This window comes from Vibrio vulnificus NBRC 15645 = ATCC 27562, assembly GCF_002224265.1.
Taxonomy (GTDB): Bacteria; Pseudomonadota; Gammaproteobacteria; order Enterobacterales; family Vibrionaceae; genus Vibrio; species Vibrio vulnificus.
Map to the genome: position 1 here is coordinate 2,776,343 of NZ_CP012881.1, position 13,986 is coordinate 2,790,328.

The window sequence follows — 13,986 nt, forward strand, 5'->3', positions numbered from 1 at the left end:
GTATTATGCGCCCGTATCTGAAGTTTATTATCCCTATTATCATTCCGTTGATTGTGCTGTTGTTGCCATTGTCAGCCTTTCCGTTTGAAGCCATGACCATCGTGCAGCAGCGTGTGATTGCCATTTTCTTATTGGCGGCGTTGTGTTGGGTGTTTGAGCCGATTCCCATCTACGCCACGTCCGTCGTCATTATTGTTTTAGAGCTTTTATTGGTTTCCGACAAAGGTCTGTACCTCTTCCGGCTAAACGAAGGCAGTGAAACCTTTGGGCAATTGCTGTCTTACAGTGAAATCATGGCAACCTTTGCCAGCCCAATCATCATGCTTTTCTTAGGTGGATTCTTTCTAGCGATGGCGGCCACCAAATACCGCTTGGATGTGAACTTGGCACGCGTGCTGCTCAAGCCATTTGGCCAAGACCCGAAATTCGTTATGTTGGGGCTGATGCTGATCACGGCGATTTTCTCGATGTTTATGTCCAATACCGCGACGACGGCTATGATGCTTTCCATTTTAACGCCAGTGATAGCGGTGTTTGGCCCCAAAGACCCAGGACGAATTGCCTTTGCACTTTGTATTCCAGTCGCGGCCAACATTGGTGGTATTGGCACCCCAATCGGCACGCCTCCCAACGCCATCGCTCTAAAATATCTGGTGGGTGACAACCTGATTACATTTGGCGAATGGATGATGTTCGGCGTACCTTTTGTTGTTGTGATGATGGCGTTAGCTTGGTTTTTGATCACGGCGATGTACCGAGCAGAAATTCCCAAAATTGAGCTTTCCATCAAAGGCAAGTTTCTCAAAACGCCAAAAGCAATCGTGGTTTACATCACCTTTGGCTTAACCATTCTTCTATGGTTGATGGGCTCAGCGCACGGCATGAACTCGTACACCGTAGCCCTGATTCCTGTCGCGGTGTTTTCCATCACTGGCATTATTAACAAAGAAGATTTGAAGAAAATTTCCTGGGATGTGCTTTGGCTGGTTTCGGGCGGTATCGCTCTTGGTTTGGCTCTGGACAAAACAGGCCTTGCCAAGTTGGTGGTTCACAGCATTCCATTTGATGAGTTCTCGCCTTATATCGTCTTGTTTGGCGCGGCGTTCCTCTGCTTAGTGATGGCGAACTTTATGTCGCATACCGCCACGGCTAACTTGCTGATGCCAATCATGGCTGCCTTGGGGATTTCTATGACGTCATTAACGCCATTAGGCGGAGAAGTGACCTTGATTCTGGTTGTGACGATGGCGGCTTCCTTAGGTATGTCGCTGCCTATCAGTACGCCTCCTAATGCATTGGCACATGCTACTGGGCATGTCCAAAGTAATCAAATGGCGCGTGTGGGGGTGATTTTGGGCGTTGTAGGCGTGTTGCTCAGCTTTGTTATGGTCTGGATCCTTCATATGGTTGGACACATCGGGTAGCCCCATGTATTTGAGTAAATTAGAAGCACTGATTGAGCGTTACTTCTGTAATCCAGAGCGTCAAATTACGTTGGAAGCGGGATCGGTCGTCATTGTGCAGCAAGGCTACAACGACCGTCTGTTTTTCGTTCTTCAAGGTGATCTGGAAGGTTACTTTTCTGAACATGAGGAGAAACAAGTGCGCGTTTTTTCTGCCTCGCAAGGGGCATTTATTGGCGTGCACAGTTTCTTTTCTGGTACTTGGACAGCATCGTCGACGGTGATGGCCAAAAGCGAAGTCACACTGGCTTGGATTGACCGCAACACGCCTGCCGTGGAAGTCGAAGAGTTTGGCCCGCTTACCACACAATTTATGCCGGTGATTGTGAACGAGCTTTCGCGCCGCCAAAGGCGAGCAACACAAGAGGCGGTGGCCAAAGAGAAGGTCTTGCAGAGGTTGCACAACGCAGAGCAAATGACAACGTTAGGTCAACTCGCGGCGGGGTTGGCTCACGAGCTTAATAACGCCATCGGGGTGGTCAGCAGCAAAGCTGAAAGACTCGAAACCATTATTCTGGAACTGCTTGAAGAACTGCACCCAGAAGCGAACCAGTTCTTCGATATTGGCCTGCTTGCTGGACAAAATGTGCCAACAAGCACGGCAAGACAAAATGCCAAGTTGCTGGAGCAGAAATATGGCTTGGAGAAAAAACAGGCCAAAGCGTTAGCGAAAGCGATACCTGATGGTTTGGTTAGCCCGCACTGGTTGAACAACCCAGATCAAGCCATTCGTTATTGGGGAATGGGGTGTGATTTACATGACTTACGTTTAGCGGCCAAACACACGGTTGGTATTGTGAAATCGGTCAAACAGCTCGGTAGGGCGGATTCGGATCGCATTAGCAAAGTTAATATTGGCGACACCATCAATCAAGCGATCGCGCTTTTGCAAAGTGAGTTGCGCCGTGTCGAAGTGCGTCTTCGTCCATCTCCTGTCGAATCGATTTGGGCTTCGGAGACCGAATTGGTGCAAGTTTGGGTCAATATCATCAAGAACGCCTGTGACGCGATGCAAACCACGCTATCGCCACAGTTGGAGATACGTATCCATCAAGAAGGCAAGCGCATTTTGGTCACGATCGCCAACAATGGACCTGCCTTGGATGAGGCAACAAGACGCAAAATTTTTCAGCCTAACTTCACCACCAAAAAAGGCGGGCTGTCATTTGGACTGGGTTTAGGGTTATCGATTGTGAAGCGGATCGTCACAGGGCTAGGAGGCTCGATTGTGGTGAAAAGCGATGACCAAGCCACTATTTTTAGAATTAAATTGCCAACAGAGGGAAATCATGGAGAAACTGAACCTAATATGCGTGGATGATCAGCGCGAAGTGCTTAATGCGGTGGTGCAGGATCTAGACGGTTTAGCTGACTGGCTAAATATTGAAGAGTGTGAATCTGGCCATGAAGCGTTGGAGCTGATCGATGAGCTTGATGCGGATGGCGAGTTTATCGCTGTGGTGATTTCAGACCACGTTATGCCGGGAATGACTGGTGTCGAGCTTTTGCGAACGCTGCACACGGATGCTCGATTCTTCAAAACACGCAAGGTATTGCTCACAGGGCAAGCCACGCATAGCGATACCATCGAAGCGATCAATTCCGCTGGTATTGTGCGCTATTTCGAAAAACCTTGGAAAAAACAAGAACTCGTACAGTGCATTCGCGAATTGGTGACGGATTTTATTTTCGATCAGGGACTGGATTACCAGATTTGGCATGATGAACTGGATCAAGCGGGTGTGCTGAAACATCTGCATCCTTGAGTCAAAGATGCAGATGTGGAAGGCATGAGTGACTGAGAGTTGAGCTGGGCGCTAAGCGTTAGGGCAAACACGATTTCGCCCGTTGCGCTTAGCCTCATACAGATGTGAATCGGCCATGCGAATGGTCTCGCCGAGCTGTGCCTGTAAAGCAGTAAAGCCAATGGACACCGTGACGTGTGGTGCTTGAGTCATGTTCTCAACATCTTGGCGAATGCGTTCACACACCTGCCGTGCTTCATTAGACGAAGGGGTTTTGACCAGCAAAAGAAATTCCTCACCACCAATGCGAAAGGCGTAATCACTGACGCGGACACGACTTTTCACCACCTTTGCTACACGGCGAATCACCTGATCGCCGATGTCATGCCCATATCGGTCGTTGACACTCTTAAAATGGTCAATATCAAGCATAACGGCATAGTAATGTTCAAGCGGCAGCTGTTGTTTTTCGACTTCAGCAAGAAAGTGTCGATTGTTTAACCCGGATAGTGGATCTAAATAACTGATTTCTTTTAGCTTCTTTTGTGCTTTGGTCAGCTTGTATAGGTAATAGCAAGCGCCTACCGTGATGGCAAGCAGCAGTGGAATTAAGTAGAAATACTTTGGGATGAGTTCTTCGTTGGTAATGATTTTGACCAAATAGCTCGTTTTGCCATTGAGTTGCCCCACATTTTGATAAACGAATGTTTTTCCTTGAAGTTCCAAAACACCGGATGTTTTTTGAGTGCGATTCAGCTCTTGAAGTAAGGTTTGCTCACGATGTTTGAGGTAAGTAAAGGCGGTGATATCGGCATACGAGCTGGAATAGACAAAACCATCAAGGTCAACGTGGAGCATATTGTCACGAAACAAAGGGGTAAAATGGATCAGGTCGACTTCAACACTCAGATAGCCCATTAAACGGTTATGTTGATAAATGGGTGAGAACTCGACAAACAGGCCATTTTCGATATCCAAAATAGTCTGTCTCTGGCTACGGTTTAAGTCATTTTGATAAAAGCGATTGAAACTGATAACGCGTTTAGAATAGATCTCTTGCTCAGCTGGTTGTTTATCGATAATCCGAATGCGGCGAATGGTTTTTTGATGCTGAATTAAGTTTTTGACCAGATCAATAAAGTCGGCGGAGTCAGAAAAATAACGCTGCGCAATTTTACTGTCTGCTAAAGAGAGATAGCTTTGTATTAACTCCTTTCGTGTATTTAAAGATTCTAATGATGCACTTAGTTGTAATCGTACGGTCTCTATTTTTTCTCTTTTAATAAGGTTTTGTGGCGTATTAAAAACAAAAATAACCACAATCATAATCAGTAAGCTGCGTAATTCTATGGTTGCTGTTGATGGCGACAATTTTGATTGATAGAGGACCATGTTGACTATTTCTTAAACACCGATATGCCCATCCCACGGCTTTGCAAATTGGTTCCAGATAAATTTGTCAGTTACTTTCTGTCTACCTATTGCACCCGCTAGTTTGAGTATCGCGCCGGCGTGGGGTCAAACTTGATGAGTCACCAATATGCCGCATAACCCGTGACACTAAGTGAAGAAAAGGTGAAGATTTTATGACAAAGAAGTAGGTTGCGATCTAGACAGGCATTTTTGCTCGATGCACAGTGTTGCGAGTTACTATTTATCAATGGCTGATAAGGTAAATCGACTCGCTGAGGCGAGACTTAAGGGCTTGGAAAACCAATAGCCTTGTAGGTAACTCACGCCCATATTTCTGAACGTTTGGTACATTTCGGCATCTTCGATCCCTTCGATGACAACATCGATCTGGTTGTTGCGGCAAAGCTGGATCAGAAAAGAGAGATAGGCAGTCAAATCTGGGTTTTTGAGGCTGCGCCAAGCCATCGATTTATCGATTTTGATCTGTTTCATGGGCAAATCAAAGAAGGAGTTGAGTGAGCTATAACCCGCACCAAAATCATCCAATGAAAGGTGAAAACCCAATTTAGACAGCTGATTCAGTTGCTCAATCGCTGCGGCGTTATTGTCTAATATAATGGTTTCCGTAAGCTCTAAAACGATAGAGTTGGGTGAGATGCCATATTCACTGGCCATTTCATGAATGCGTTGAGGGAAATTACTATTGAGCAGTTGTAATACCGAGACGTTTACATTGACTCGAATATTTTTATTATTGGCCTGGTTGTATCTTTGAATAAATTCGCATGCTTTGCGGAAAACAAAATAACCAAGGTCAATAATAAGACCCTTATTTTCCGCAACAGTAATAAATTCATCTGGATAGATTTCACCAAACTCTTTGCTGCGCCAACGTACTAGTGTTTCAAAGCTTTTTACTTCTAGGTGTTTGGCACAAACAATCGGCTGGAACTTAACATTCAGCGATTGGGATTCAATCGCACTTTGTAATCCTTGTTCAATAAAGAAATAACGGTCTACGATTTGCTGCGTGCGGGCACTGTAGAGCGCAATTTTGTTTGCTTTTTTCTTGCTGGCATATTGCCCAGTGCGAGCCGCTTTTCTTAGCAGCTCTTCGCCTTCGTGGTTATTCTCGATGCGAGGGATCAGACCCATGCTGATCCCCGTGCCCAGTAATTGCCCTTGCTCTACAACCGTATCGTGATAGCGTTGTTTGATGGTCGAGCAGATGTTCAGCAACTGTTGTTCAGTAAAGTTACCTTCTAACAACACGGCAAAATCATCATCTCGGACTCGGTAAAGTCTTGCTACTTGGCCAGGCAGGTGACTGACGGCGGTGAGCATGCTTTGCACGACATGGTTGAGAATTTCGCTGCCGTAATGGCTCAAATACGATTTGATGTCTTCAATCTGAATGTAAATCAAGGCGTAGGGCAGGGAAGAGGCTTGAAAAGATTCCTCGATGTCGAGCAAAAGGCGACTGCGATTGGCCATGCCAGATGCATTGTCATGAAAAGCCACTTGATGGATGTAACTCTCCATCAGTTTACGTTCAGAAATATCTTTGTGGCTGCCGATCAAATAAATACCGGAGTCAGTCTTACGTGTGACTGCCGTTCCTTCAATCCAGACGTAGTGACCATTAGGTTTGCGTACGCGGTACTCGCTAGTAACACGTAAATCTTCACACATTAAATGGTCATCAACTCGGGCAGAGAGTTTGGAGCGATCTAACGGGTGCACCAATTCGAACCAAGTATCTAACGCGATGATGCCACTCTCAATACCAAACTGCTGGTAAAACTGTTTGTTATAGAACGACATCACGCCTTGTTCATCCATATGAAATAGCCCCTCGCTAAACACATCGAAGATGTGCATAAAGCGACTTTCCATAAGGTGCTCAAAGTCTGGCAGGATTGATTCTGCAATAGATACGTCGTCTGTCATCTGAATGGTGGTTACTTCTTTTTACTTGATCGCTGTACGATGTCGGTTAAATGTTTCAGAATGTTTCAAATCTTTATATCACCAAAGTCGCCAATAGTACTAGGGGGATATTTATAAAATGAGTGAATAAGCGTTATTTTTATCACAATTACTATGGATGATTATAGTTAGAGCATTTGCTCTAATCAATCAATAACAGATAAATATGCGATAAATAAGCGATTCCTAGATTTTATTTTGTGCAATATAACGTTTTCTTATTTCGATCTTCATTTTTTGTGATGATGAATTCACTTTCTATCATATTAATAAATATATCCATAAAATATTTAAGGAATATTTCAACTCTAAAACGAATGATGAAATAAATTCATCATCACGTTAAAGAGAGGGCAAATCCAAGCAATACAGGTAGGGTTAAGATGCTGAAAAAATTGCCGAATAATACGATTGAGGCCACTTTTTCGGGTTCGATATGAAAACGTTCGGCAAAAAGATAGTTCATCACCGCTGCTGGCAACATGGTGAACAGAACCATCATTTTCATTTGCAGCGGGGGGAGAGGAATAAAGAAGTAAATCACCGCAAATGCTATCGCTCCTGTTGCAATGGATTGGAGCGTTGAGTAGAGCCCAACGCTGAGGCCGGACCATTTTAAATGCGTCATTTGCGCCCCTAGAGAAAGGAGCATCACCGGCACTGCGGCTTGTCCTAGCAAAGAGGTGGCTTCAATCAGTGGTGACCAAACGGCTACATGGTTGAGATTAAAAAACACAGCCGCAGACGCGGCAATAAACACAGGCATCTTGACCATTTGTAAGAGTGATCCGCCGCGGCTTAACAACGCGATACCTAAGCTAATATGAATGCAAGATGACATGACAAAAAGCAGTACGGCGCTTGATTGCGCCGCGTCGCCAAATGCGTAGGCAAAGAGAGGAATGGCAAGATTGCCGCTGTTGCGAAACATATGTGGCGGTGCCCAGGTCTTAAAAGAAAGCCCGGTCAGTTTGCAAATGGGTATCATCAATATCCCCGGCAGCAACACTGCAACAAGCGATGCCCATATTAAAGGGAGCTGCTGGGTGTCTAACGGCATGGTGGTGAGAGATGAAAAGACCAAAGCAGGGAGGAAAACGTCGATATTGATGCGGTTAATCGGCTTAAAGTCAGGTTTCAAATAATGCCCAACCAAAAAGCCGACGCCTGCCAAGGCAAAAACGGGGAATAAAATGTTAACAACTTTGATGAGCATGTTGACGTTCCTGAAGAGGATTTGTTTTTACGCTATCAGGTGATGTGTTTTTCGTCACCTAAACTGGTTGAAAAACATGAGCTCATCACTGTGTTATGAGCGTTATTGCCTAGTCAATTCATTGATTATCGCCGCTTCAAGATGTTGTAAATTAGAGTTTGCAAATATATTTTAAATTTGTATTCTCTGGGCAAATGGAACGCTTGTAAAAAAATGTGAATTATTCGACTTCCTCGGCAGGTTGTATTAGTGAGATTGCCATATACTTGAGGTAGTCGAGAAAAGTTTGTGTTGGAAATTGTCTTGAATATGCAGTATGACCCTGAAAAATCAATAAAAGTAGATATTTCAAACTTAACGATTGGTATGTTTGTCACCGCGATTGAAAATAGTGAGCGGGTTAATTTGGCTAATGCAGGGCGTGTTCAGTCAGAAAAAGCGATTACCCGCTTATTTGAAAGTGGGGTGAAGTTTGTGTGGGTAGACGCAGGCTTATCGGCTAAAAATTGTGTGATTAAACCAGCGCCAAAGGTTGATAACACTGAATCGCAAGTCGTGACAGAATCCCATTCCCCAACGCCACGTAAGCAGCCAAAGAGTCGCGCCTCAAATCAAAAGAAAGCCAAAAAGCTGATTGCAGAAGCCAAAGGCCTCGCTCAAAAGCTTCTTAACCAAACCTTTGAAGGCAAAGTGATTCTGGTTGATGAGATTGAGGACTGGGCTGAAGATATGATTGAAGCCGCTTTGGTGGATTCAGACGCCTTGCAGTGTGTTTCTGCCTTGCGCCAAAAAGACACCTATTTGCTGGAACATTCAGTGAATGTCGCCTGTTTGTTAGTGACCTTCGGCAAACATTTAGGCTTGGGGCGCGAAACGCTCAAACAGATGGCGATAGGTGGGATCATTCACGATATCGGCAAGATCAAAGTAAACGATGAAGTGCTGCATAAACCAGCGCGACTAACGCCTGAAGAGTTTGAACACATGAAACTCCATCAGGTGTTTGCCGAAGAGATTATTGTGCATGTTGAGGGGCTAAGCGATGTGAGCCGTGATGTCTGTTTAATGCACCATGAAAAGCTTGATGGAAACGGTTACCCCAAAGGGTTAAAAGGAGAGGAAATACCACTCCATGGTCGTATGAGTTGTATCGTCGATATCTATGATGCGCTCACGGCAGACCGATGCTATAAGCAAGGCATGAGTTCTGCCGAAGCGTTTAAAATCATACTCGGCTTAACCCCATTTCACTTAGATCCTGATCTGGTTTACAAATTCATCAACTGCATTGGCGTGTATCCAGTGGGGTCTATTGTCGAATTGAACGATGGTCGGGTTGGCATCGTCTGGACCTCTAACCCGACTCAGCCTTTGAAGCCGGAAGTAAAGTGTTTCTACTCACGTAAATACAAACGTTTTGTCGATGTGGCGATGGTAGATTTAAAACACAGTTCGCTAAAAATTGAAAAAGCGGTAGCGCCCTCAAGCTTGGAGGTGGACGCCAAACCTTTCTACGATTAAACAACGTAAAGCGAGTTCGAGCAAAAGCGCATCACAGATGGATGCGCTTTTTAATTTGTGAGCCATAATGCGAAGTAATCTGTATGTTTGAAACAGTTACGCAACAGAATTGAATCTATCTCAAACCATTCACCGCTATTTTGCCTTACACTCTAAGTCATTAATCTAATAATCATTAAAATCAATGTCTCGATTTCGTTTGTTGCACTTAACATTACGCAGCCGCACTGCGCTCTATTTTGGCTTAGGATTGACTGGCGTCATCTTGAGCACGCTTTTTATTACCCGAACGTTTTTCCTTTACAGTCTCGACGAGCTGGAAAATCTTGAAGTCAGCCGCACCAATAAACAAGCGCAAGCCGTCATCGAAATGATGATCAGCCTGCAAGAAGATCGCTCCTACGATTGGGCGTATTGGGATGAAACGTATCAACTGTTCACGGAAGGGGATATTGCTGGTTACCGTGATCGCAACCTATATCAAGAAAGTTTAGACACGCTTAGCCTCGATATGATGGCGTTTGTTTCTTTAAAAGGTGAGGTGGTTGAATCGCTCGTGCGCGCCCAAGGTGACAGTACTTATAACCCGCTCGTGAGCCAAATAGTGGCGAATGACAGCGTTAAGTCACACTTTACCAAAATGAATAGCATGCTTGATCTGTATCGTGAAAGTGAAGCGGGTTTGCTGTTGATTGACGAGCAATTGTGGGTGATTAGTTTAACGCCAGTACGTGACAGTGAAGGTGTGTCTGCCGCCAGTGGCTGGTTGATTTGGGGGCAAAATCTGAGTGGACGTTTTCCTGGTAACTTCGATGCAATCCTAACTGCAGACAACAAGTTGTTGGGCTTGAACCAGTTACAACTGCCGAGCGAGAGCGTGCAGCTGTCTGAAAACACATGGGTTCATCGTGATAAAGAGACGGTGGTTGAGTGGTCTACGGTCTATGGCATGTCAGGTGAGCAGGTGGCTTATTTGCAAACCACGGAGCTGCGTGTTCACTATTTGAAAGGGCATCGGCTCTTTTTGTACCTTATTGGCATTGTGGTGTTGGTCGCGGGCTTGATCGCCTTAGCGACATTTATGCTGTTTAAAAAACGTGTCTCCACTCGATTTGCCGATTTTGAACAAAGTGTCATGCAGTTGTTCTCGAAATATCAGTTGGATGATCTCTCTAATCGGCGCACGGATGAACTTGAACGCATTACTCAATTAGTCGAAGTGCTGGCCGAGAATACCTCCTTAACGCAAGATAAGTTGCAGGACACACTGCAAAAATTTGACGCACTCTATCAACATCGTTCAATGGGCATGTTGTTAGTGGTGGACAAAGAAATCATCGACATCAATCAGGCGGCCTTAGAATTACTGGGTTATCAGAAAGGTGATTTGGTACACCAAGAGCTCAACGTGTTGTGTAAAGTGGATGAGAATCAACCTGAGTGCAAGGTCGATCAAATGTACCAAGCGTTGTCAAATGGGGTCACACAGTTTGAAGCCACGATGGTTACTCGACAAGGGCGAGAAATTGAATGTTTGATTGATGTGAATCTCATTCATCATGAAAACCAACAAGCCCTCATGCTTTCTGTTAGCGACATGAGTGAACAGAAGAAACAAGCGCGAATGATCAAAGATTTGGTTGGTCGAGACCCAGTGTCAGGTTTGTATAATCGCCCGGCTATCCTTGCGCGTTTAGATGATCTTATCCAACATCAGCCTAACCAGTTCTCCTTCCTCTATATTTCTATCGACAGATTGAAACAGGTGTCAGAAGTGTATGGTCACCTCATTTTTGACGACACGATTAACTATATTGCCGCGGTGTTTGGGGCGGAGTTAAGGCCGTTTGAGGTGGGCCGGGTTAGTGAATTTGAATTTATCGCCATTATTGAAGACGTTGAGCAATGTGACGATGCGATTCAGTGTGCAACGCATTTTATAGATGTCCTTTCACGTAAAACACACATCTTAGGCATCGAGTTGGACTTGAGCTGTCAGATTGCCATCGCTGATCCTGAAATTACCCACCATTCGCTCGGCTATTTGTTGCAATCGGGCTCTTTTGCGGTGCAGAGATTCCAGCACAAAGTGGTAACAGAGGTGATACAAATTGGCGAGGATGTAGCGAAGCGGGCGCAAAGTTCTCTGGTGATCAGCCGAGATATTTCTCAGGCAATTCGAGACAAAGCGATCATTGCTCACTATCAACCGATAGTGGATACAGAAAGTGGCAAGGTCAATGGCTTTGAAGCCTTGGCACGCTGGATTCACCCTGAGCTGGGGTTTGTTCCGCCAGATGTGTTTATTGATCTCGCAGAGCAGCACCAATTGATCGTGGAGCTTGGCGAGTCCATTCTCCGTCAGGCGTGCCAATTTATATCCACGTTGAATCGCACTCGTGCGGACAACGGACTGAACCCTTTAACGGTGCATGTCAATTTGAGTGCGATGCACTTTTACCACGCGCGTTTGCCAGATGCACTACGTCATGTCATGGATGAGTTTGATATTGCACCGGGTCAACTGGTGATTGAGATTACAGAAAGCACGTTACTTGGCATTGAATCAGAGACGTTGGAGCGAACCAAAGAGATCAAGTCACTCGGAATCCAACTGGCATTGGATGATTTCGGCACGGGCTATTCCTCTTTTAGTACGCTTTGTTCCTTCCCACTCGACATCGTGAAACTGGATAAATCGTACATCGATCAGTTGGAGAACAATGACAGAGCGAGAACACTCATTCGCAGTATCGCTTCCATGGCAAAAGAGCTCGGTTTAACCACTGTGGCTGAAGGGGTGGAAACCGCCAGCCAATTACGCAAACTCAAAATTTGGCACGTAGATGAAATCCAAGGCTACTATTTTTATAAGCCCATGCCGGAATCGGAGGCACTGAATGCGTTCGAGCGACAGTAAGTGTTCTGCTATGGGGTTTATGCAATGGGTGTCTATGCAATGGGCGTCAAACTGAGGCGTAGGGTTTCCAAAACGGAAAAGACTCTTTCTTGGTTTTTCAATAGTGGAAATTATCAATTAGGGCTAGACTGCTGAAAACTCTTCAGGATTTCTCTTTTATGAGCAACAGTTTAGCCCTCAATACCGATCGTTTTCGCCAAATTATCAATGACCCGAAACTGACGGTTAAGCAGAAAAACCAATTTCTCGCATTAGAAGCGGAAGCTTTACTTGATTACATGCCTGTTTCCGAGGGTGTGCAGTCTGCGATGAAGCAGGGAATTATCTGCGATATGTTTGAGGGCAATGCGCCATTTAAACCGCGCTACGTGTTGCCAGACTATGCTCGTTACCTCTCCCAAGGCAGTGCTTTTCTCGAATTAGACGCCGCGAACGATTTTGATGATGCCCTCAATATGTTAACGGTGCTTTACCATCACGTTCCTTCCGTCACCAATATTCCGGTGTATCTTGGTCAACTCGATGAGTTGCTCATGCCTTATGTTGGTCAACTGAGCGATGCGCAGATTTATCAGAAGCTCAGACGTTTTTGGATCATGTTAGATCGCACGCTGCCTGATGCATTTATGCACGCCAACATTGGCCCGAGTGATAACCTCATCTGCCGCACGATTTTGCGTATTGATGCTGAACTCAAGCAAATTGCACCGAATTTAACCTTTATGTACGACCCTAAGGTGACGCCAGATGATCTGCTCAGAGTGGCTTGCACCAACATTTGTGAGTGCAGCAAACCGCATATCGCCAACTACCCTATGCATGCGCAAACTTACGGCGATAAGCAGTTTGGTATCGTCAGTTGTTACAACTCGTTGCCATTGGCCGGTGGTGCGAACACCTTAGTGCGTTTAAACCTTAAAGAAGTGGCCCTGCGCGCTGAGTCGGTAAGCGATTTTATGCAAGCCGTGTTGCCACGTTATGTGGATCTCGCCATTGAACTTATTGATGCGCGAACTACGTATTTGCATGAACAGTCAGGATTTTTTACCAGCTTCTTGGTTGAAGAAAAACTGATTGATGAACAGCGTTTTGCGCCTATGTTTGGCATCTATGGTATGGCGGAAGCGGTTGACACGTTACAAACGAAATCGTCGTTATCAGGTCAATATGGGCTCGATTCACAAGCCAATCAGTTGGGTGTGCAGATTTCGCAGAAACTGGCGCAATTGCTTGAAGAGCGGCCAGTCAAATACGGTTGGCAACAACGCGCACTGCTGCACGCTCAGGGGGGCATTAGCTTAGATATTGATGTGACGCCGGGAGTGAGAATCGCCTATGGGCATGAGCCCGATCCGGTGAGCTATGTGTTAGCAAACGCGCCGCATCATGCTTTCTATCCATCGGGTATCAGCGATATTTTGACTATCGATGAAACGGTCAAAGACAACCCGGAGGCAATGTATAACCTTTGTAAAGGCGCCTTAGCCGCCGGTTACCGAGAGTTTACTGCCAATGTTGCAAGTAACGATTTGGTGCGCGTAACGGGTTACATGGTCAAGCTGTCAGACATTGAGAAGTTCGCTCAATTGGGCTCGCGCAGCAACACCACCTTCCTAGGTGCTGAAGCAGCAAAAAATACCGCAATACTCGCGCGACGTCCTCGTATCGTGAGTATGGAAACAACGCCTGTGTATCAAGATCAGGCAGAATGTAACTGAA

9 protein-coding genes are annotated in these 13,986 nt (G+C 45.5%); 6 read left to right on the top strand and 3 right to left on the bottom strand.

Annotation, left to right across the window (positions count from 1 at the left end; all coding sequences use genetic code 11):
* Nucleotides 1-5: 5 nt before the first annotated feature.
* From AOT11_RS12805 to AOT11_RS12815, 3 genes are read left to right on the top strand one after another with little or no spacing between them, the layout of a single operon-like run.
* A complete protein-coding gene (locus AOT11_RS12805; protein WP_011080144.1) occupies nt 6-1,424 on the top strand; it encodes an SLC13 family permease in 1,419 nt (472 codons plus the stop codon).
* A gap of 4 nt (nt 1,425-1,428) precedes the next feature.
* On the top strand, nt 1,429-2,784 hold the full coding sequence (locus AOT11_RS12810) for an ATP-binding protein (protein WP_017421162.1): 1,356 nt from the start codon (nt 1,429-1,431) through the stop codon (nt 2,782-2,784).
* Nucleotides 2,753-3,229, top strand: coding sequence for a response regulator (locus tag AOT11_RS12815; protein WP_011080146.1), 477 nt, complete (start codon nt 2,753-2,755; stop codon nt 3,227-3,229). Before AOT11_RS12810 ends, AOT11_RS12815 begins: the two co-directional genes overlap by 32 nt.
* Before the next feature lie 51 nt (nt 3,230-3,280).
* Here AOT11_RS12815 and AOT11_RS12820 read toward each other — a convergent pair whose 3' ends face one another.
* The 3 genes from AOT11_RS12820 to AOT11_RS12830 all read right to left on the bottom strand — a co-directional run bounded on the left by AOT11_RS12820 (nt 3,281) and on the right by AOT11_RS12830 (nt 7,826).
* The gene (locus AOT11_RS12820; RefSeq protein ID WP_017421161.1) at nt 3,281-4,600 is read right to left on the bottom strand and encodes a GGDEF domain-containing protein; all 1,320 of its coding nucleotides are present in this window, start codon (nt 4,598-4,600) and stop codon (nt 3,281-3,283) included.
* A 258-nt stretch (nt 4,601-4,858) separates the two neighbouring features.
* Nucleotides 4,859-6,571: an EAL domain-containing protein gene (locus tag AOT11_RS12825; RefSeq protein WP_017421160.1), complete on the bottom strand. Its 1,713-nt coding sequence runs from the start codon at nt 6,569-6,571 to the stop codon at nt 4,859-4,861.
* 376 nt (nt 6,572-6,947) lie between these two features.
* Complete coding sequence (locus tag AOT11_RS12830) at nt 6,948-7,826, bottom strand: AEC family transporter (protein ID WP_017421159.1); 879 nt, start codon at nt 7,824-7,826, stop codon at nt 6,948-6,950.
* 309 nt (nt 7,827-8,135) lie between these two features.
* Between AOT11_RS12830 and AOT11_RS12835 the strand changes: the two genes are divergently transcribed.
* From AOT11_RS12835 to AOT11_RS12845, 3 genes are all read left to right on the top strand, one after another.
* Complete coding sequence (locus tag AOT11_RS12835) at nt 8,136-9,347, top strand: HD-GYP domain-containing protein (RefSeq protein WP_026050541.1); 1,212 nt, start codon at nt 8,136-8,138, stop codon at nt 9,345-9,347.
* Nucleotides 9,348-9,531: 184 nt separating this feature from the next.
* Nucleotides 9,532-12,267, top strand: a complete 2,736-nt coding sequence (locus AOT11_RS12840; RefSeq protein WP_089529802.1) for a bifunctional diguanylate cyclase/phosphodiesterase — start codon at nt 9,532-9,534, stop codon at nt 12,265-12,267.
* A 158-nt stretch (nt 12,268-12,425) separates the two neighbouring features.
* Nucleotides 12,426-13,985, top strand: coding sequence for a YjjI family glycine radical enzyme (locus AOT11_RS12845; protein ID WP_017421156.1), 1,560 nt, complete (start codon nt 12,426-12,428; stop codon nt 13,983-13,985).
* Nucleotide 13,986 lies beyond the last annotated feature (1 nt).